This window comes from uncultured Paraglaciecola sp., assembly GCF_913020055.1.
GTDB lineage: Bacteria > Pseudomonadota > Gammaproteobacteria > Enterobacterales > Alteromonadaceae > Paraglaciecola.
Genome location: NZ_CAJWCF010000004.1, coordinates 1 through 21,043 on the forward strand (window position 1 = coordinate 1; position 21,043 = coordinate 21,043).

Sequence of the window (21,043 nt, forward strand, 5' to 3'; positions counted from 1 at the left end):
TAGCCACAGTTGCAGATGTCTCAACTACAGGTGCCGCTGGCCTAGACACCCAACCAGCAATCATAATCATGCCAATGGCACCGGTTATGAGTATTGATGGGCGAGATATACCGATATGTTTTAGATTGAAATAGTGACGTATCCAAGCCGAGACTAATCCAATGGCCATCAACACTAACCAAGCATTTGGGTGTTGATAGGTCATAGGGTAATGATTGCTGATCATAATAAACAACAAAGGTAGGGTTAGGTAGTTGTTGTGCACTGAACGTAGTTTTGCGCCCAATCCCCAGCTAGGATCAATCTCTGTTTTATTGGTAACTGCGTCAACCATTAACCTTTGAGCAGGCATGATTTTAAAGAAAACGTTACCGGCCATGATAGTCCCTACTAAAGCTCCTACATGCATAAATGCGCCACGTCCACTAAACCAATGGGTCGCCAAATAACTGGCAGCTGCAATCAGTATTAAAAACATAATGCCAAACACACGTGGGTACTTGGCTAATGGGCTGCGACACGCTGCTTCATAAATAAATAATCCACCAAATATCAGTCCTAAACCTCTACTTATTGCTTGGGTAGGGGTTAAGTCCATTACAGAGCTGTCAATTAGGTAGATAGCTGCGCCATGGTAATAAACTAAACCAAGTAACAAAAAGCCACTGAGCCAAGTGGTGTAGGCTTCCCATTTGAACCAGTGTAATTTCTCAGGTATCACTTCGGGGCCATATTCGTATTTTGATACTTCATAAAACCCGCCGCCATGTACGGCCCACAAATCGCCTTTGATGCCTTTTTGTTTTTTCCAATCTGGCGGAGTACGTAAATTATTATCTAACCAGATAAAATAAAATGAAGCACCTATCCAAGCTACGCCAGCGATAACATGAAACCAGCGAAGAAATAACGAAATCCAATCAAGCAACATTAAAGTGCTCCTTCTAGTGTTTGTGTGTGCCTATGGTAGACGGCTGTGCCAGCTACGTAAGTAGCGACTATGGCTCGATCATCGGCCAACATACTTAATGCAAATATAAGATCTTCTGGGCTACGATGTTGTTTAAAACGAAGTGTACTTAGTTCATCAAACTCTGGGTCAAGGATAACAAAATCTGCATCTGTACCCGGATTAAGGTTACCGATTTCCTGTTCTAGACCTAATCCCAGTGCTGCACCTTGAGTCATTAAATATAAGCCATGCATGGGATCCATTTGGTTGCCTTTAAGCTGACATATTTTATACGCTTCTCCCATAGTCCTAAGCATACTAAAACTAGTGCCTCCACCAACATCGGTTGCCAGCATAACAGGCACATTTTGCTGTTCGGCTTTGGCTAAATCGAATAGGCCACTACCTAAAAATAGATTTGATGTTGGGCAAAAAGCAATGCTTGCTTGGGTTTCTTGTAGGCGTTGCCATTCAGCTTGTTCTAAATGAATACCGTGACCCAACACTGCGCCTTTTCTAAGTAAACCAAAATGGTCATACACATCTAAATAGTTTTTACGTTCTGGGAATAGTTCTTTTACCCAAGCGATTTCTTTGTGATTCTCAGATAAATGGGTTTGGATAAATACATCAGGATATTGCTGTGCTAATTCACCTAACAGGTGTAATTGTTCAGGGCTACTGGTAGGCGCAAAGCGCGGTGTAATAGCATATCTTAATCGGCCATTGTTATGCCACTTATCAATCAGTGCTGCGCTGTCTTGTTGCGCACTCTTAGGTGTGTCTTGTAACCAATCAGGGCAGTGTCTGTCCATGCACACTTTACCGGCGATCAACAACATGTTGTGAGTCGCAGCTTCACGGAAAAGGGCGTCGGCAGCTTGCTTGTGCACCGATGAATACACCATGCCTGTGGTAGTGCCATGACGATGTAATTGTTTAATAAATATCTTGGCTATGTGACTGGCGTATGCTGGATCGGCAAACTTACGTTCGACCGGAAAAGTATAGTCAGCTAACCAATCAAGTAACTGTTCACCAAAACTAGCAAGCATTTCGGTTTGCGGAAAGTGTAAATGACTGTCAATAAAGCCTGGTAACAGTAATTTTCCAGAGTAATCCTTAATATCTGATTCAGGATATTGATTTATATGGGTTTTATATTCACCAATAAACTCTATTTTTCCGTTACGCGTAACCAAAAGTCCATCTTCAAAATACTGATAGTCCTGTTTTGGACAAGCACTATGTGTTGGGAAATGTAGTATTGAAGCTCTATAAGCTTGTGCTGTATTCAATCTGAAATTCTCATTAACTACCACGGTAACTACTAAAACCAAAGGGCGATATCAATAAAGGAACATGATAATGCCCGCCGTTTTTAGTCAGTTCAAAGTTCACATCAACAAAGGGATAAAATGCGTCTTTATGATGTGTCAGTAGGTAGTCCTTTGTATAAAAACGTAAGCAATATTTACCCGCGCTAAACTCAAAATCCGCCCAATCCTTACATCGACCGTCTTCATCCGTTTGTGCTTCGATCACTTGCCCGTCATTAGTGGTTAACACTAGTTTCATATTGCCTGCTGGTTTTCCAAGCGTGGTGTCTAGTACGTGACTGGAAAGACTGATGCTCATGATGTTTGTATTCCTTTTTCTAGGCCTTTTTCGAGCCTTAGTAGGGTGATTTTAATTTGTTCTGCTGCGGCCAATTCAATTTCGCGAGCAGTACTATTATTTATCCGCTGCATAAGGGCATCAAGCATAGTCTCCGCGCTGAGTCCCGTGGCACAAATAATAAAAATAAAGCCATGCTTGGCTAGATACTCATGATTAGCGTCTGCTAGAGCTTGCAATGTATGTTCACTCGCTTGAGCTGCTCCCTGTTGTTCATTACTGGCGATGTTTTTAGTGGCAGCATACTTAGCCCGTAAACTATTCACGTCACCAATCATTGGATGGGCTTCAAAAGCGATTAAAAAGTCTTGTTCATGGCATTGTTGCCAAATGTCTTGTGCGGCCTGACTAATGTTGTCTATATCAGTAAAAGGACGAGTTTTGGCCATACCTTCAAACCACTTAGGGGCAGCACAGCATTGACTGAGCCACAGCTGGGCTTCTGATTGGCTTAAGTTATTGATACTTTCTAACGACGCCACTGTTTGTTGATTCATGCTTGTGGTTCACCTTGTTTAACAAGTGATTGAATAAGTTGTTTGTTATCACGCCATGCTTGTTTTTTTTGCGCTTGTGTTTCATTTTCTGGTTCGAGTAACTGAATGAGTTGTGCTGCCATAGAAACAGCCACTTCAATAGGGCGTTTGCCAGGTATAGTTAATAATCCAACTGGGCTGACTAAACGCTGAATAACTTCAAGTTGATAGTTTTTGTGTTCTAATCGTGTTCTAAAGCGTCTGGCTTTAGTATCAGAGCCAATCATGCCAACAAAGTCCAACTCTAACCGCTTAAGCGATGTTTCGACTAGTGCAAAGTCCAGTTGATGATTATGGGTCATGATCATCACCCAAGAACCTGTAGGTAATGTGGCAATTGTTTCGTCTGGTTGTTCACTGAATACCAATTTCACGTTACTTGGCAGTGCTTGCTGGGCAATTTCATCAAGCATGGTTTGACGGTTATCTATCCAGCTAATTTGCAAAGGTAGTTGCGCTAAAATAGGCACTAATGCTTGTGATACGTGGCCAGCACCATAAATAGCGATATGCTGACTGTGCCCTGTAAACACTTCAAATAATACGTTGGTAGCACCCCCACAACACTGACCTAATTTACTGGAAAGAGGATAGTGTTCTACTTTTTGGGTTGTAACGTTATCTAGCAGAAAATTACGGGCTTGTTTTATTACTTCAAATTCCAAATGCCCACCGCCTATAGTGTCAAACGCGCTGTCATCACATACCAGCATTTTGCTACCAGCATTTCTTGGTGTAGAGCCAGCAGTAGCGAGTAATGTGACTAACACATAACTTTTACCTTGTTGTTGGCATTGGTGCAGAGCGTCAAACCAGGTTTTCGTTGGTAAACTCATACTTGCCCCTCAAGCCATATTTGGGCTTGCTCAACAGCGTTATAGACTTTTTCTGGCGTAGCGGGTGGGTGTAACAAAGGATCAATTTGATAATCGGTGATACTGGATATCGCATCTTTTAACGCGCACCAAACTGAATTAGCTAACATGAAGGGGGGTTCGCCCACCGCTTTTGAATGATAGATACTGTTTTCGTCGTTGGCTCTGGGATACAAATCGACATTAAAAATTTCAGGGGTATCACCAATCGCAGGAATTTTATAGGTAGCGGGGTTATTACTAATAAGTTTACCGCTTTCATCCCAGAGCAGTTCTTCGCTGGTTAACCATCCCATGCCTTGAATAAAACCACCTTCAATTTGTCCAATATCTATGGCCGGATTGAGGCTTTTTCCCACGTCATGCAGTATATCAACCCGATTAACTTTGTATTCACCAGTTAATGTATCAATCGAAACCTCTGAACAGCTAGCGCCATAAGCAAAATAGAAAAATGGTCTGCCATTACCTGTAGCTCGGTCGTAGTGGATTTTTGGGGTTTTATAAAAACCAGATGCCGAAAGGGATACTCGGCCGATATAGGCTTGTTGAATTAAATCTGCGAAGGTAATTCGATGTTCGTTTAACAATACATGCTGCTCACTAAATCTAACATCTAATGAATTACCATTAACCTGTTCAGCATAAAATTCAGCTAAGCGTTGTTTGATAATCAAACAGGCATTTTGTGCTGCCTTACCGTTTAGATCTGTACCACTTGAAGCTGCTGTGGGTGAGGTGTTGGGTACTTTATCAGTTCGAGTCGAAGTGATTTCGACATGAGATAAAGGCACGCCAAATTCATTCGCGACTATTTGGCCAATTTTAGTATGTAAACCTTGGCCCATTTCGGTACCACCATGGCTGATTTGCATACTGCCGTCGGTGTAGACGTGTAATAACGCACCAGCCTGATTCAAATGTTTAGCGGTGAAGGATATACCAAATTTAACCGGTGTTAAGGCTAACCCTTTTTTGATAATAGGGCTGTTTTTGTTGAACTCGGTTAATTGTTTACGGCGTAATTGATACTCGCTAGATACTTCTAACTTATCAATCAGGTCAGCTAATAAATTATGCTCTACCTGCATACCATATTGAGTGGTGTTTCTACTGTCTTTGCCATATAAATTAAGCTTACGAATTGTTAGAGGATCTTTACCTAATTTTCGCGCAATGGCATCCATCATAGCCTCGGCTACAATCATGCCTTGAGGTCCACCAAAACCACGGTAAGCAGTATGTGATACTTGATTGGTGCGACACCTATGGCCCTCTAGATAACAATCCGCGAGGTAATAACCATTATCTGCGTGAAACATCGCTCGGTCGACTATGGCATCAGACAAATCCGGTGAGTGCCCACAATTACCGTTGATCTCAACATGTGTTGCTTGGATCAAGCCAAATTTATCGGTTGCTACCTTAAATCGGTTTTCAAAAGGATGACGTTTTCCGGTTGCCATCATATCCAACATACGCGGTAATCGAAGTTTTACAGCTACTTTGTTACGGCTAGCAAATACTGCTGCTAAACAGGCCCATTGCGCCGCTTGTGTTTCTTTTCCTCCAAACCCGCCGCCCATACGGCGCATATCAACCACTACTTTATGCAGTTTAATATCTAACACTTCAGCAATCAGCTTTTGCACTTCACTAGGATGTTGGCTAGAAGTGTACACCAACATGCGATCTTCTTCTTCGGGAATGGCCATAGACACTTGGCCTTCAAGATACATATGTTCTTGACCGCCAATGATCATTTCGCCTTGAATTTTTACCGGGCTTTGGTGATAACTTTTATCAAAATCACCACGACGCATAAAGTGTGGCGGACGCACAAAGTTTTCTTGCTGTTTGGCTTGATTAACTGTCAAACATGCATCGGTCGCTACAATCACTATTTTGGCTTTTAGTGTTGCTTGGCGCGCCAAGTTTACGCTGGTCGCCAAAACTGCAAATATAGGTTGGCTATGGTACAAAATTTTTGTACTAGCTAATAAAGGATCGCCGGGGAATACTGGGCCTATATCTTTATGACCGGGTATATCGTCAACAGTAATAACGTCTATCACTCCGGCACTGGCTTTTACCAATGACAAGTCGATAGATTCGATTTTTCCACTGGCAACAGTACTAACGCCTACCGCAACATGATGGATGTTGGCTGCCTCGGGCATATCATCTACGTAACGTGCAAGGCCACTTACCTGTCGCTGTGCACTTTCATGTTTGTGTGACTTACCAGCAGCACCTTGGGGCGCGGAGTCAAAACCTGGTTGATTAATCAGTTTACGCATGAGGCGCCTCCTCAGATATTGAGGGGATGTGTACTACTCGGGTTTCGATATTTTGTGTGCTGTGATTTGTTTCTAACCAAAAACGTTTCCACAAATTAGCCAGCATTGAGATCCGATAGGTTTTACTGGCACGCACATCATCTAAAGGAGAGAAAGCCTGTTTGAGTATTTCGTTACCCAACTCAAAGGTTTCCTTATTTGACCATGTTTTTCCTATGAGTTGAGTGTTTAGCGCAGGCACAGTCGCTGGAATAGCAGCCACTCCACCAAATCCACTGTTAATCCTTTGGACTTTGCCCTCAATGATTTGAGCATTAAACACTGCACATACCGCTGAAATATCGTCCTCATAACGTTTAGATATTTTATAGGCGCGAACAACATTGGTTGGACTCGTGTAGGGAATGAAAATGGACTCTATCCATTCAGACTTTTGTAATGCTGTCTTGCGGTAGTCTAAGAAGAATTTATTTGCTGCTATTGTTCTTTTTTGTTGGCCATCATCCACATTGATCATTGCGTTAAGTGCCAGCATCGCCGGGGGCATATCACCAATCGGCGATGCGTTGGCAACATTTCCACCAAGGCTCGCTTGATTACGAATAGGCGTGGCGGCAAAACGCCATAACAGTTCGGATAGTTGTGGGAAATGTTTTAGTAAGCTTGATTCAATTTTACCCAGGGGTAGGGCAGCACCAATCAATAACCCTTGCTGTTGTTCAACAAGTTCGTTTAATTCTGGTACTTCACCTAAAGCAATAAGCTTGTCAAAGCTGTTTAATTGCTGGGTGACTTGCAACGCTAAGTCTGTACTACCTGCAAATACATTTGCTTCAGGGAATTTAGTTTTGGCAGCAGCTAGTTCTAGTCTTGATGTAGGCACCAGTAAATTATCAGTGCTGACATTATGAGTGTTTATGTCATTTAATTGTTTAACTGTCTGAATTTCTGTTTGTTTAAACTTATCAGGTGATTTGTTTTGGCAGGCGCTTAACGTGGCGTCGATAATAGGGCGATAACCTGTGCAGCGGCATAAATTGCCTGAAAGTGCTTGAATTACGGCTTCTCTGTTTGGTTGTTGTGTTTTTTGGTACAAAGCAAACATCGACATTATAAAACCAGGCGTACAAAACCCACACTGAGAACCATGATGCTCAACTAAACTTTGCTGTACTGGATGTAAATCTTTTCCATCAGGTAAGTGTTCAACGGTAATTAATTGTTTGCCATGTAGAGCAGATAAAAATGTCACACAACTATTAATGGCCCGATATTCAAGACTACTACTTGTTTGTTCACTACTATTTATCACTTCAGCTAAGACTACTGTACAGGCCCCACAATCTCCTGAAGCACAGCCTTCTTTAGTGCCTGTTAGGGTTTGTTGTTCGCGCAAATATTCAAGCAAAGTTAAGTCAGCTCGGGCTTTATCTATGGTAGTTATTTCGTTGTTGAGCAAAAAGCTGATCATATTGCGCTCCAAAATTAGGGTTTAGAATTGATATTATCCAGACTAGTGTAGTGAAATACAACAAAAACCAGACTAAATGGTCAGGTTTGGTTTATGATTAAGAAAAAGGTCTTATTGAGTGTGTTAATTATTTATAGATGTTTCTAAAGATAATTGTGATTTTGCGACAATTGTAGTTTGGCCAAATAAATTGTGTAAATTTGCATAGAACTCCAAAATGAACATCTACTATTTGAATCCTTATAAGTAATTTTTTGGTTACAAATTTATGCTTCTAGCAATCGAATAGATTGGGTGATATTTTTAAATTAATAATTAGAGCCTTGTAGGTTTTACACCAAGGGAAATAAAATAATAAATGTGTGCAAGTATTAATTACAAAGAAATCAGTATTGGTGAACTTAACCGCAATAAAATACTAGATGCGGCGGAAAAGGAGTTTGCCTTGCATGGGTTTAAAGGAGCGCGAGTACAACAAATAGCTGATCGTGCTGAATTGCCGAAAACCAACGTGCTTTATTATTTTAAATCTAAAGAATCTCTCTATCTGGCATCATTAGAAGATATATTGCGACTATGGAATAGTCGGTTTGACGAGGCAACAGTGAATGATGACCCCGCTGAAGTTCTGGCTCATTATATCGCTGATAAGATGGAGATATCTCGTCTGCGCCCAGATGCCTCTAAGATGTTTGCACTAGAAATCATCAATGGTGCACCTAATTTAAACGCGTTTTTTAAAGATCAACATGCGTCGTGGATGGCGGGACGAGTAGACGTTATTAAACAATGGATAGATCAAGGCAAGTTAGTGGCAACCGATCCCCACTATTTGTTATTTAATATTTGGGCAACTTCACAACATTATGCTGACTTTTCGGTACAAATTAATGAACTTAGAGGTAATCCTATGACTCAAATTGATTTTGCTGAAGCGACCAGTAATTTGATCAAGTTAATATTAACTGGTTGTGGATTGTCTGTTCCAACAGAATTTCAATAAGGTGATCGATGAAACATGCATACCCTAGGGATTTAATAGGTTACGGACAAAATCCTCCTCATCCAAAATGGCCAAATAAAGCCAGAATTGCAGTGCAATTTGTACTTAATTACGAAGAAGGCGGTGAAAACTGTGTGTTGCACGGTGATGAACAATCAGAAACCTTTTTATCTGAGATCATAGGTGCGCAAGCTTTTCCAGACAGACATTTAAGTATGGAGTCTATGTATGAATATGGCAGCCGTGCTGGTTTTTGGCGACTGTATAATTTATTTGTTCGTTATAATTTACCGATTACCGTATTTGGAGTGACGATGGCACTGCAACGTAATCCAGAAGCAGTTGCCGCGATGCAAGAAGCAAATTGGGAAATTGCCAGTCATTGTATGCGCTGGATCAGTTTTCAAGATATGCCTGAAGCCCAAGAAAAGAAGATGATTAATGCTGCTATTCAGTTACATCAAGCGATCACAGGCAGTAAACCGAAAGGTTGGTATACAGGTAGAACAAGTCCTAACACACTGAAATTGATAGCTGACCGAAGTGATATTTTATACTGCGCCGACTCTTATGCAGACGACTTACCTTATTACGATAAACACTACTCTGAACCTCTATTAATGGTGCCTTATACCCTAGACACCAACGATATGCGTTTTGCTACCCCACAAGGTTTTAACAGTGGTGAGCAATTTTATCAGTATTTAAAAGATGCATTTGATGTTTTGTATGCCGAAGGTGAAGTCGCCCCAAAAATGTTATCTATTGGTTTGCATTGCCGTATTATTGGTCGTCCAGCGCGGATGACAGCACTACAAAAATTTATAGAATATGTACAAAGTCATGATCAGGTTTGGTGCTGTACTAGAGAGCAGATAGCGTTGCATTGGAAACAGAAGTTTCCAAACTAAGACAACATTTGCAGCGTACCTTTGATAAACCTTAGCTAGTAAGGAATATACATGTATTTTGAAGATTTTCAGCCGGGTCAAACATCTCAGTTTGGCGCTTATCAAGTTACTGAAGAAGAAATAATAGAGTTTGCCAGTAAGTACGATCCTCAGTTTTTTCATTTAGACCAAGAGGCGGCGAAAGAATCGCTATTTGGGGGACTGTGTGCGAGTGGCTGGCATACTGCAGCTATGTTTATGCGTATGTTGATTGATAGTCTTCCGGAAGACCATGGCTCACTTGGATCGCCGGGTATCAATAACCTCAAATGGTTAAAACCTGTGTATCCAGGGTATATTTTAAGCGTAAAAAGTTGTGTGAAATCTAGTAGATTGTCTGAAAGTAAACCAGGTGTCGGTTTAATTTGTGTCAATTATGAGATTGTTAATCAACATGATGTGGCTGTGATGGCGTTAGAATCCAATGCATTTTTTAAATGCCGAAATAGTTAAGTTTTACCATTCTTTGCAACAGCTAACCCAGTTGTTGCAAAGCTCAGTTTTGCTCTAAGACTCCAAAAAGTCCACTATCAAAGGATACACATCCAATGATGCATTTTGCCCAATAACGCAATCCACATGCCCGTAGTCAGGAATTTCTTGACGGTGATATAAATCGTTGCCATTTACACTGCGTAGTAGATTATAGGTTTCTAGGGTACTGCGAGGTAATACGCAGTCGTTATTAGTACCTGAGATAAACAGCATGGGCAGGGCTAATTTTTGTACATGCGGAAGGTAACTATTCTCTCCTTTGGCATTAATAAGCTGGTTTGCCAGTAACATTTCTGTCAACTGCTTCATTGCGCGCAAATTGGCTCTGCCAAACATGCGTGGTAGGGCATTGTGAGTAGCAATATTTAGCTGACTATGTTCATACAATTCACCAAATATAGAACTAATGCGGTGACATACGGGGCTGTTGCAACGCTCGTGTTTAGGAACGGGCATAAACACCAAGCTAGCATCGTATAATTTTGTGCACCAACCCGCATTAGAATCAGTAAACGCAGTTAAGTGTTTTTTACCGAAATAGGGTAACCATGCAGGGAGTCGTAATTTGGCTTTATTAGTATTTAAATCTAACGAATACAAGTGAGTGGAAACTTGTGAACACACAACTTTTCTGACGTTCTGCAGACCTGATAACAAGGCCATAGTTAAAGTTGATGATCCTACGCCATGGGCAAATACATCAACTGCCCTAGCTTTTGTAATCTCACACACTCGAGCAACAGCCGCAGGATAATCTAGTGTGGCTACATCATCCATGGTGGATTGCAACGCACTAACAGGTAATTCAATACTTAATCGATGATCTAACAACCACACGTCATATTTGTGATTTACTAAATATTCCAACAAATTACATTCTATGGTGTCGATGGCATACATTAAACTAGACACCGCAATACAATGAGACAAGATAATCGGCCCTTTATTGCCTCCTTGAAACCGGGTTAACCGCAGTTCAACGTTATCTTCTGTGGTAAAAAAGTGTTGTTCAGGCTTACCAGCATTAAGTGCTCGGATAGGCGTTATAGTTTGGTGGGGATCGTATCGTTGTACATCACTAATATAGTCGCTGAAATTATTCATCTTGGCTTCCTTAGTTCAGAGAAAAAGGCGATACCCAAGTATAGATAAATTGCTGAAAAAACAACCAGCAACTCTCCATCTAAATTTTACTGTTGATTCGTGGTAATACGATGTGAACCTATAACTCAATGATGTCGATGAGAAGCTTTGTTTTTGAGCATGCGTTGATAAATTCGTGCATGCTATTGAGAGTTGAATTATTCGTTGTTCTAGTAAACCATTAGAACAATGATTTTTCGCCGAGAACACTCTTTATGCAATAATTAACCTACCAAACGGATAAGTCAATATGGCGTTTATTAAAGATCGCCTCGGCTAAAAACTTAGCCATTTTTGACTATTTCAAATCTAATACATACCTCAATACAAACACTGCGGCCATGATATAGGTGATCAAGGTGACTTGTTTATAACGCCCTGTACCGAGCATGATACCCACATAAGTAATAAACCCGAGTGCTATGCCTTCGCTAATACTGAAAGTTAATGGCATGGCAAGTAAGGCCACAGTGGCGGTAGCGAGTGACGTAAGATCGTCAAAGTCGAGTTGTCTGAATGAGTCCATCATCAATATGCCCACCATTATCAGCGCGGGTGTGGTTGCCATTAGGGGAATGACTTTCATAAGTGGGGTTAAAAACAAAGCCAGCATAAAACACAAAGCAACAAACACTGAAGTCAGTCCGGTTCTGCCGCCAGCAGATACACCTGCTGCTGATTCAACATAAGACGTAACAGGTGAGGTACCAATTGCTGCGCCTATTACACTGGCCGCTGCATCGGCTGTCATCGCTTTGCCCATTTTAGGTAATTGACCGTTTTTATCCAATAAATTGGCGCGTCGGGATACACCTATTAAGGTGCCTATGGTATCGAACATATTCACAAACAGTAGAGCGAAAATAAGATCCCAAGTTTCAGCAAAAAATTCGATGGGGTACATAATATCCATAGCAAAAAATGTGCTGCTTATATCGTCAGGAAGACCAATGAATTGACTGGTATGTTGGGTTAAATAACCGTCACCCACTGGGATAAATGCACCCACTAAGCTGAGTACAACGATTGATATTAGGATCGCACCCGTTACTTTTCTAATGACTAAAACTATGGTTAATATTATGCCTGCTAACGCCAATAACGTGGCGGGCTCAGACAAATCGCCAATAGATACAAACGTTGCAGGATTGTCGACTACTAAACCAGCATTTTTAAGGCCGATAAATGCGATAAACAAGCCAATACCGCATTGCACACCAATTTTAAGTGCTGCGGGAATTGCTTCAGCTATTTTAGTGCGCACCCCCGTCACAGATAACAACAGAAATAAAATACCGTTCCAAAATACAATGCCTAAGGCTGCGTCCCATGGTATTTCTCGCGTTAAACAAATCGTAAAAGCGAAGAAAGCATTTAATCCCATACCAGGCGCCATTGCGATGGGGTAGTTGGTCATAAAGGCCATTAATAATGTACCTAAACATGCCGCTATCGCTGTGACAGTGATAAGTCCTTCTATCGGCATGCCACCAGCACCTAAGATGCTCGGGTTGACTACCAGTACATAAGACATTGCAGCAAAGGTGGTTAAACCAGCAATAAATTCAGTTTTGAGATTGGTACCTTTTTCTTTCAATTTAAAAAAGTGTTCAAGAAAGTTAGACATATTTATCACTCTGGTTTTGTATGAAAATATTTTGATTTTACAATTATTGTGCAAAAAGCTGACCACCTAGTCTGGCAATGGTCTGATTTATGCTGTTAACATACGTTAGATGTTATCGAACGTGAAGAAACAATCCGATATTTTTACTCTAGCCCTTTGATTTGGCTGAAATATATCACCTAGAAACAGCTACCATAGCTAGTGTTGCACCAATTATTAACTTAGTTAGCTATTTTGGTGCAAGTATTATCAACATGCCCTAGATTAAGTAGGTGAAAAAATGACAAAAAATGAATTGAAGCAATGGGTAGCATCCCTGCCAAAAGTTGAGTTACACCTGCACATAGAAGGGTCGTTAGAGCCTGAATTAATGATGGCTCTAGCAGACAAACATCAGATTGCATTGCCTTATGCGAATATTGAAGAAGTAAAACAAGCATATAACTTCGAAGATCTGCAAAGCTTTTTAGACCTTTATTATTTTGGTGCGTCGGTGCTTAAAGACGAAGACGATTTTTATCAGCTGATGTGGAATTATTTACTTAAATGTAAAGAAGATAACGTTGTTCATGTAGAAATTATGTTTGACCCACAAACCCATACAGAACGAGGCATTGGCTTTGATGTGTTTATGCAGGGTTTTAAACGGGCTATGCAACAAGCTGAACAAGAGTGGGGCCAATCCTGTTTATTGATTATGTCTTTTTTGCGGCATTTGACAGAACAAAGTGCCATTCAAACATTAGAATCTGCAAAACCTTATTTAAACGATATTATTGCTGTTGGATTAGACAGTGCTGAGTTAGGCAATCCACCTGAAAAATTTACTCAAGTGTTTGAAATGGCCAAAGAATTAGGTTTAAAACGCGTGGCGCATGCTGGGGAAGAAGGCCCTGCAGATTATGTGTGGGGAGCACTTAAAGCTTTAGATGTACATCGAATTGACCATGGTGTGCGTAGTATTGAAGATCCTAAATTGATTGAGTTCTTAATCCAATCACAACATCCGTTAACCGTTTGCCCTCTGTCTAATACTAAGTTAAAAGTGTTTAGCCATATGCAAGAGCATAACGTTTTGCAATTACTTGACTTGGGTCTGATGGCTACGATTAACGCAGACGATCCTAGTTATTTTGGTGGATACTTAAACGACAACTTTTTTGCCATAATCGACCATTTACCTATCCAAAAACATCAATTGCATCAATTAGTAATAAACAGTTTTAATGCTAGCTTTATGCCTGCAGAGCAAAAACGAAAATGGTTGGAAAAAATAGATTCTTACTAACGCCTATTATTTATCTTGAGAAGCCATTGCAATGACTAGTTGTAAGGCTTCATCTTTGCTAAACCCGCTTTCTATAAGCGCTTCGTAATGTTTACGTAACAATTCTGCTTGGGCTTTAACTAATCTTGGATCACTTAATACTGTTGTCTGATTAAGCAATTGCTCTGACAGTTGTTCGTTCATAAAATTAAACGGTTTGCTTTCTTGTGCGTTAACCATGCCTATAGAGAAAGCTAATATGGCAATAATCGGAATATAGGTGTTTTTCATGATATCTCTCAGTTCGTAGGATAGACCCACTGGTTAGTGGCCGCTTGATAGCGACCTGCAATGTACGTTCACGTTACTTCGTTTACGAGTAATAATTAATCTCAAAGTTCAGTACTCATTAACGACTGAGTTCTTCTATCAGAGTTCGATACTTCGGGAACTGTTTGATTAAGTTAGCCGTTTTACCTAACTGCATATCAGCATATTCAAAACCAGGAGCCACGGCTTCACCAATTAAACCATACCCATACTTACCGGAAGTTGATATTTTTGAAGCTTTCCAAGTGCCACCTTCGACCATCATTTGCATCTGATGACCTTGGCTTGGATCTGGTCCTAAAATGGTGGTTTGTAAACTACCGTCAGCGTTCAGCATATAGTAGGTAATAGGATCACCCATATGGAAATAGTGCATGATATCTGATTGGTTCATATGAAAATGACCAATGGGAGATTTCGCACTTAACAGATAGTAAATGCTAGTCATGGTGACTCGATTGCCATTGTCAGTGGTAATAGTAGGGCGATGGTCCGCTTTAAAAGTTTGGCGAAAATACCCTCCTTCAACATGTTCTTCTAAGTTTAATGCTTTAGCTAACTGTTTTGCAGTGAGCAGGTTGTTGTCATTGGTTACACTGGCTAATTCACTAATGGATGCCGACTTTTCAGAACTTGGTGTGAGGCGTTGCTGGCTCACATTGTTTATTTCACTTTGTACTGCATAGGGCATGGTTGTTTTGTATTCGCCCCAATTAGCGACAATTGTATTCACCACTTTACTACCCACTAGATAAGCTGATTCGAGCGCAGATTGCATGCCTGCATAACCATTCTCACCGCTTTCTAATCTTAAATTTTCAATAGCGCTTAAATCTGCTGGAGGCATTGAATAATTGCTACCAGTACGCACTACCATAAAACGCTTTTTATCCACTTTTTTAATGTTATCTAAGTAGATCATTGATTGATAACTGCCGGTATCTTCCATGCCAGAACTAACAAAATTTCCTTGCCCAGCTGTCCAGTAGTGAGTCCAATCGTTTGCCCATTGGTTTAATAAATCACCATGCCAAAAAGTGGATGCGGCCAAATGTTCGCCTTTTAATACAAAAGGTAATTTTTGAGCATTCGGATAACCCACGTATTTATCTCGAAGAGTTTGCATACGTGGGTAATCATTTAATTCAACATCTTTAGTCAGTGTGTAAGCCCAATCCACTAGTTGAGGGTTAAGTTGATATACCTCACCATTTGAAGATTGGCCATGCCTATTCACTTGATTGAGGTCAATGGTTTGATTTTTGAGTATTGGATCAGTGGTAAATAACGGAAAGTAACCTGATGACCAGCTGTCAGGAATTTCTCTAGCATCAATTTGATGGGCCAAATCACCGTCGAGCAGCCAAGTAGCCCAAGCGGCAGAGCCTAAAGAAGCATCCGCTGGGTCAAAACCAGCAATCCCAGCTACTAACCAATAGGCATGGGTTAAATCAAATCTAGGATCTAAGCCTAAGGCCATTATTGCAGTTGCCGCTTTAGCAGTTCCCATACCAGTCACTATGCCCATTACGCCCGTTTCAGCATTGATACAAATATCATGGTGTGAAACAGCAAAAGGTAAACAAGTATCAAGCTTTTGGCCTGCTTTCCAAAGTTGAAATTCACCCGGTTTATCACCTTCATCAGCACCAATTTCAAACATGGTGACAACGACAACTTTTATTTCAATGGGGACGTCGGCAATTTGTAAGTCATTACTAGTATCATTTTGCGGTGAGCAACTTGATAACAGCAGCAGACTTAAAATTGTTAGGTAACTCGCTTTTAAAATATTAGTAAACACAGATTTTCTTCCAATAAAAAAGGGTAAATACATGACATATTTACCCTATAAGGTTGTTTTGATAAAAGCTAATTAAAACTTATAGCTGAATTTCGCTTGGTAGTGGCGAGGTAATTCAGGCAATACAATTTGAGCACCAAATAAATCTGGGAAGTTAGCTCTAAAATACCTTTCGTCAGTTAAGTTTTTGATATTGAAGCTTGCAGTCCATGTGTCTGCTTCATAAAATATACCAGCATTAATCAAAGTGTAGGAAGGTAATGTAACGGCTTGAGAGAAACTTGAAAATGTCTCATCAGCCTTAACAAGACTCGCGTTTAGCGCATAACCATTTTGAAAGTCGTAAGTAGCATTTAACGTATAAATGTTTTCAGGGATACCCGCTTTGCGCGATGCTTCCTTGTCACCTTCGCCAATTAATGTCAGTCCAATTGGATTACCACCGTATATTAATGAAGCATCAGACAAGGATGTGAGGTCTTCTATTCCCAAGAAACCAAACAAACTACCACCTTCACCGTTGTTATAGGCAGTTAGGTTATACACTTTTAAGTTTGTGTAACCCGCACCAATAACAAGTTGATCTGACACTACCCAACGTAATTCAAATTCTGTTCCTTTGTTTTCCGTTGTAGCGTTAGTAACAATAGCCTGTGCGTTAAAGTCACTGCGTTCTTGTTCATAAACAGACAATGCGAAGTATAAACTGTCGTCGAGAAATGAACCTTTAACACCATATTCAAACAATTCAGACGTATCGAATGCACCATTATAAGGATTTCCATCGCCATCTATTAATTGTCCATAACCAATTTCCGCTCCTTGACCCGCAATCAAAGTCGCTTGTTCAGCAGCAGTAATGTAAGGGATTAAACCAAAATCGGTTTTATAAGAGATACTGGCATTCCATGAGGTGCCATCAAAGGTTTCTTCTGCACTGTTAACAGTTGTTTGATTAAGTAACAAATCGCCGCGGCTGGTTGTCTCTACATCTATTGTGTCATAACGCACACCTAGTACGATGTTTAGCCCCATTTCCCAAGTTAGATCAGTCATCACAGCAAAACCTAAATCGGTATAACTTCCCGTATCATGATTATCGAAATCTTTACCAATGCGAGTGCCTAACAAACGTCTGTCCAATGCGGTTGAAGGACCCGTCAGATCTCGTCTATTAAAAAATTCATTGGCAAAATCATCAGCATGGAAAAACTCTGTATGACGAATTGAAGGTGAAATTTGAACTTGTGCTAGTAAGGTGTCAGTTTCATATTCAGATGAAAAAACCAGTTTATTTTCAAACACAGAACTGTCGTGAGTTTGAGAAAAACCATAGGCGTTTTCATTTAAATTATCGTAGGCCTCATAAAACATTTGGTTTTTGATTTCCCAACCACTATCCGTGTAATAAAAAATATCGAAATAAGCGGTTTCAACGGTATTTAACAACACATCATCAGTTGCTACTAATACTTGGTTTCCACGTAGAGTAGCGGTGCCTGGATTATCTAACTGCATCGCTTCGGTAGCATCAGCATCGGTAAATGCGGGAGCGAAAGGATAGAAAAAACCATTGCCTCCAAGGTTAACTACACCATACTCTTGGTGCGAAATTGAACCATCACCATTGGTATCTAGTGGTTTGGCTGTTCCTGTTACGTAAGTACCATTATCAATTAAATCTTGGCTTAAACGGTTCCAGCCTGCTACTTGGTTGCCATCATAGTCATGATACATTCCGCCAAATTCAAAGCGTAAATTATCAGTGATATCTACATTAAATGACGCCTGTAAAACTGTTTGGTCGGTGCCTGAATTATCATAATAACTACCTGAGTTTTCGACTTCACCGTAAAGGTAGAAACCGGCTTCTTTTCCACCAATGGTTGTTGGACCACCTAGCTCAGCTGATAGGATACTTTTATCCCAGCTACCTAGTGAGTAGGAAAATGCACCTTCGTTTTGCGCTAAATATTGTCCACCACTGGCACGTGCCGATTTTGGATTGAAATTTAGATATCCACCAATCTTAGCTGGGCCATAGATCGGTGATGCCGGACCACGAACAATATCAATTCGGCTTGAAGCACCTATTGGTGTTGGATAGTTACCTGGGTTATCTAAGCGTTTTACACCACGGAAATAGGTTTCACCTGGTGTACCACGCACATCTAGCGAGCCTGCAACACCAAAAAACGATTGAGTAAATGTACCTGGGGCGAACGCAACTAATTCATCTATATCGCTCACTGCAAAACGTTCAAGCTGTTCTTGACTGATAGTTGATGCTGATCGTGGTGTTTCAAGGATTGATTTACCAAAACCGAATACGGCTTCAACATCTTGTCCGGGTAAGCTGCCTAAAGAGCCTGTTACCTGAATTCGCTCGACACTTTCTTCTTCACTATCTTGCGCGATGGCTTGTAGTGGAATGAAGGTAGCTAAACCAATAGCAACTGCTTTAGTAAGTGGATTAGTTAAAAAGGTTTTGTTTGTCATTGTGTTTCCCAAGGTAGTGATTTTGCATATGTGTTGTATTAGGCTCTTTGGACTATTCAGCCCACTGTTTTAGTTATCAATTTAATTTTTTACTTACGGTTTAGCATTATCGATGCCAATGTCTTGTCCAAATGGTCTAGTCACAATAGTATTTACTAATACATTGATATAAATAGTAAAGTTACAAAGCGACAAGCGAATGTTCGGTTTGTTTATTACTCGGTTCATTAGTCCGTCAAAATTCTTGCGCACCAAGTTAAATCATTTTCCTTTGTATTGCACCATTGGAGGGCTTAGTTCTAAAAAAATAACGTTTTAACAATGGCTTAGATTTGTTGTTCTTTTGGCAACTGATTAGTTTTTCAGCGTCCGTCGTCCTAAGCAAAAGTAGATGCCATGTTTTACTTTGGGTTTGTCGTATAATCCACAAATCGTTTAGCTTGTTTAGGAATAACCCATGCTGCTAAAAACTAATATGGTCTCCAACCAATGGCTGCAAGACAATATTGAACACCCAAAACTTATAGTGTTGTACACCCAAATGGACAACCCAGTCTTAGGGGGAATTGACGATAAACCAATTGGTTATGTTCCAAATTCGATATTTTTTGACTTTGAAATCGTGTTCTGTGAACTAGGTTCTGGTTTACCTCATACTATGCCAAGTAAAGAACTCTTTGATAAAGAAGCTAAAAAATTAGGTATAAACCAAAATAGTATTATTGTGGTTTATGACAACAAAGGGATTTATTGCGCACCTAGAGTTTGGTGGATGTTTAAGTCAATGGGGCATGAACTCGTTTATGTTCTTGATGGCGGGTTGCCTGTTTGGCTAAATCAACGTTTACCTACCCAATCTCATCTTGTTTCTCCTAATAAAGTCGGTAATTTCAACGGCGAGTTTAACAACAGCCATTTTATCTGCGCAGAAGAAATACTGCAGACGCAGACAAGTATCACTATATTTGACGCCAGAAGCGAAGGACGTTTTAACGGCACACAAGCTGAGCCTCGCAAAGGTTTACGTTCAGGACATATTCCTAACTCCACTAATTTACCCTTTGATCAATGTTTGAATGGCACATCGTTAAAGTCGACATCTGAGTTAAAAGGTATTTTTACTAAGCTGGGGCTAGATCCGAATATGAAACTGGTTGTTAGTTGTGGGTCGGGCGTAACGGCCTGTATTCTAGCTTTAGCTGCTACACAAGCAGGCTTTAAAAAAATTGCTGTATATGATGGTTCATGGAGTGAATGGGGCGCTAGAACTGATTTACCTTTAGAAGCTTAATTAGAAACTCGCAAAGCCATATAGCTTTGCGAGCCGCTAATTAAACAATCAGTTTAGTGAGATAGGTCTTTAGTTTTAACTGCTAATTCAGAGGGTGATAAAAAACCATCTTGATCAATATCAAGCTCTGCAAAAATTGCGCTTAGGGTAGTATCTACACTTGCTTCTTCCTTACTTATTTGACCGTCTTTGTCTGCATCTAGTGGGTGAATGGTGGTGTCAGAAGATTCAGCCAGTACGTGCAGAGAAGCGAAAGTAACGATTGTTGCTATTAGTAATTTTTTCATTGTATTTTTCCTTTAAATATCAAATTTGAGTAATAAATTTTATGAGTGAGGTTGTGTTCCAGTTACGCAGGTCTTCACAGGTCACTCAGTGTCCATTAATTATGGTTTTCCAACTCGCTTGGTGACAAATAGCCGTCTTTATTGGTATCGAGTTCAGAAAACATCGCCAACAACGCGGTATCTTCAGCAGCTTCTTCGATACTTATTCGCCCATCATTGTCAGAATCCAATTTAGCGATTAAGTCTTCTTCAGCGATTAATGCCATTGATGCAAACGTTAGAGCGACCAGAGGGATTAATTTTTTCATACGTTGACTCCTGTTTAGTATCAGTTTTAAAACGACCAGTTGTTCATTAATAAACAAACAAACTGTCTTGTCGAACTGTTAGCGCTTTTACTCGCCTAGCTAAGTAAAATGCCAAAAAGGTACGCAGCGATTATTAATAGCTGTCGCTGCAAACCTCTTATCAATAACATTACAAGTGTTGTGCCAAACATTTAAAATCGATTGATATCATAGGGTTACGCTGATTTT

The 21,043-nt window shown here is 40.3% G+C and carries 19 protein-coding genes; 5 read left to right on the plus strand and 14 right to left on the minus strand.

Annotated elements, in window-relative coordinates:
- The 7 genes from QZ488_RS01520 to xdhA form a co-directional block, all read right to left on the minus strand.
- Window positions 1-931: urate hydroxylase PuuD (locus QZ488_RS01520; protein ID WP_293745867.1), on the minus strand; the 931-nt coding region annotated here is incomplete at its 3' end.
- Window positions 931-2,250, minus strand: a complete 1,320-nt coding sequence (gene guaD / locus QZ488_RS01525; protein ID WP_293745868.1) for a guanine deaminase — start codon at window positions 2,248-2,250, stop codon at window positions 931-933. The genes QZ488_RS01520 and guaD, both read right to left, overlap by 1 nt.
- 13 nt (window positions 2,251-2,263) lie before the next feature.
- Window positions 2,264-2,590, minus strand: a complete 327-nt coding sequence (gene uraH, locus QZ488_RS01530; protein WP_293745869.1) for a hydroxyisourate hydrolase — start codon at window positions 2,588-2,590, stop codon at window positions 2,264-2,266.
- Window positions 2,587-3,126, minus strand: a complete 540-nt coding sequence (gene uraD, locus QZ488_RS01535; protein WP_293745870.1) for a 2-oxo-4-hydroxy-4-carboxy-5-ureidoimidazoline decarboxylase — start codon at window positions 3,124-3,126, stop codon at window positions 2,587-2,589. The genes uraH and uraD overlap by 4 nt, the downstream gene beginning before the upstream one ends.
- Window positions 3,123-4,001, minus strand: a complete 879-nt coding sequence (gene xdhC, locus QZ488_RS01540; protein ID WP_293745871.1) for a xanthine dehydrogenase accessory protein XdhC — start codon at window positions 3,999-4,001, stop codon at window positions 3,123-3,125. The genes uraD and xdhC overlap by 4 nt, the downstream gene beginning before the upstream one ends.
- Complete coding sequence (gene xdhB / locus QZ488_RS01545; protein ID WP_293745872.1) at window positions 3,998-6,340, minus strand: xanthine dehydrogenase molybdopterin binding subunit; 2,343 nt, start codon at window positions 6,338-6,340, stop codon at window positions 3,998-4,000. Before xdhB ends, xdhC begins: the two co-directional genes overlap by 4 nt.
- Window positions 6,333-7,811 (minus strand): xanthine dehydrogenase small subunit, encoded by a 1,479-nt coding sequence (gene xdhA, locus QZ488_RS01550; protein ID WP_293745873.1) that lies wholly within the window; start codon window positions 7,809-7,811, stop codon window positions 6,333-6,335. The genes xdhB and xdhA overlap by 8 nt, the downstream gene beginning before the upstream one ends.
- 358 nt (window positions 7,812-8,169) lie before the next feature.
- On the opposite strand from xdhA, the gene QZ488_RS01555 reads away from it, so the two are divergent.
- The 3 genes from QZ488_RS01555 to QZ488_RS01565 are packed head-to-tail and all read left to right on the plus strand — an operon-like array spanning window position 8,170 to window position 10,217.
- Window positions 8,170-8,814 (plus strand): TetR/AcrR family transcriptional regulator, encoded by a 645-nt coding sequence (locus QZ488_RS01555; RefSeq protein WP_293745874.1) that lies wholly within the window; start codon window positions 8,170-8,172, stop codon window positions 8,812-8,814.
- Window positions 8,815-8,822: 8 nt separating this feature from the next.
- A complete protein-coding gene (gene puuE, locus QZ488_RS01560; protein ID WP_293745875.1) occupies window positions 8,823-9,725 on the plus strand; it encodes an allantoinase PuuE in 903 nt (300 codons plus the stop codon).
- Window positions 9,726-9,776: 51 nt separating this feature from the next.
- On the plus strand, window positions 9,777-10,217 hold the full coding sequence (locus QZ488_RS01565; protein WP_293745876.1) for a MaoC family dehydratase: 441 nt from the start codon (window positions 9,777-9,779) through the stop codon (window positions 10,215-10,217).
- A 54-nt stretch (window positions 10,218-10,271) separates the two neighbouring features.
- Here QZ488_RS01565 and QZ488_RS01570 read toward each other — a convergent pair whose 3' ends face one another.
- Both QZ488_RS01570 and QZ488_RS01575 read right to left on the minus strand, forming a co-directional pair.
- A complete protein-coding gene (locus tag QZ488_RS01570) occupies window positions 10,272-11,363 on the minus strand; it encodes a hypothetical protein (RefSeq protein ID WP_293745877.1) in 1,092 nt (363 codons plus the stop codon).
- Between the two features lie 337 nt (window positions 11,364-11,700).
- Window positions 11,701-13,029 (minus strand): NCS2 family permease, encoded by a 1,329-nt coding sequence (locus QZ488_RS01575; protein WP_293745878.1) that lies wholly within the window; start codon window positions 13,027-13,029, stop codon window positions 11,701-11,703.
- Window positions 13,030-13,309: 280 nt separating this feature from the next.
- Between QZ488_RS01575 and QZ488_RS01580 the strand changes: the two genes are divergently transcribed.
- Window positions 13,310-14,317: an adenosine deaminase gene (locus tag QZ488_RS01580; RefSeq protein WP_293745879.1), complete on the plus strand. Its 1,008-nt coding sequence runs from the start codon at window positions 13,310-13,312 to the stop codon at window positions 14,315-14,317.
- Between the two features lie 6 nt (window positions 14,318-14,323).
- Here QZ488_RS01580 and QZ488_RS01585 read toward each other — a convergent pair whose 3' ends face one another.
- The 3 genes from QZ488_RS01585 to QZ488_RS01595 all read right to left on the minus strand — a co-directional run bounded on the left by QZ488_RS01585 (window position 14,324) and on the right by QZ488_RS01595 (window position 18,929).
- Window positions 14,324-14,587 (minus strand): hypothetical protein, encoded by a 264-nt coding sequence (locus QZ488_RS01585; RefSeq protein WP_293745880.1) that lies wholly within the window; start codon window positions 14,585-14,587, stop codon window positions 14,324-14,326.
- A 118-nt stretch (window positions 14,588-14,705) separates the two neighbouring features.
- Window positions 14,706-16,430, minus strand: a complete 1,725-nt coding sequence (locus QZ488_RS01590; RefSeq protein ID WP_293745881.1) for a cupin domain-containing protein — start codon at window positions 16,428-16,430, stop codon at window positions 14,706-14,708.
- A gap of 72 nt (window positions 16,431-16,502) precedes the next feature.
- Window positions 16,503-18,929 carry a TonB-dependent receptor gene (locus QZ488_RS01595; RefSeq protein WP_293745882.1) on the minus strand — a complete coding sequence of 809 codons (2,427 nt, stop codon included), beginning with the start codon at window positions 18,927-18,929 and terminating at the stop codon, window positions 16,503-16,505.
- A 457-nt stretch (window positions 18,930-19,386) separates the two neighbouring features.
- Here QZ488_RS01595 and QZ488_RS01600 point away from each other — a divergent pair, with 457 nt between their 5' ends.
- The gene (locus tag QZ488_RS01600) at window positions 19,387-20,220 is read left to right on the plus strand and encodes a sulfurtransferase (RefSeq protein WP_293745883.1); all 834 of its coding nucleotides are present in this window, start codon (window positions 19,387-19,389) and stop codon (window positions 20,218-20,220) included.
- 53 nt (window positions 20,221-20,273) lie between these two features.
- Here the strand turns inward: QZ488_RS01600 and QZ488_RS01605 are convergent, their stop codons facing one another.
- On the minus strand, window positions 20,274-20,507 hold the full coding sequence (locus tag QZ488_RS01605; RefSeq protein ID WP_293745884.1) for a hypothetical protein: 234 nt from the start codon (window positions 20,505-20,507) through the stop codon (window positions 20,274-20,276).
- Window positions 20,508-20,602: 95 nt separating this feature from the next.
- A complete protein-coding gene (locus QZ488_RS01610) occupies window positions 20,603-20,815 on the minus strand; it encodes an EF-hand domain-containing protein (RefSeq protein ID WP_293745885.1) in 213 nt (70 codons plus the stop codon).
- Window positions 20,816-21,043 lie beyond the last annotated feature (228 nt).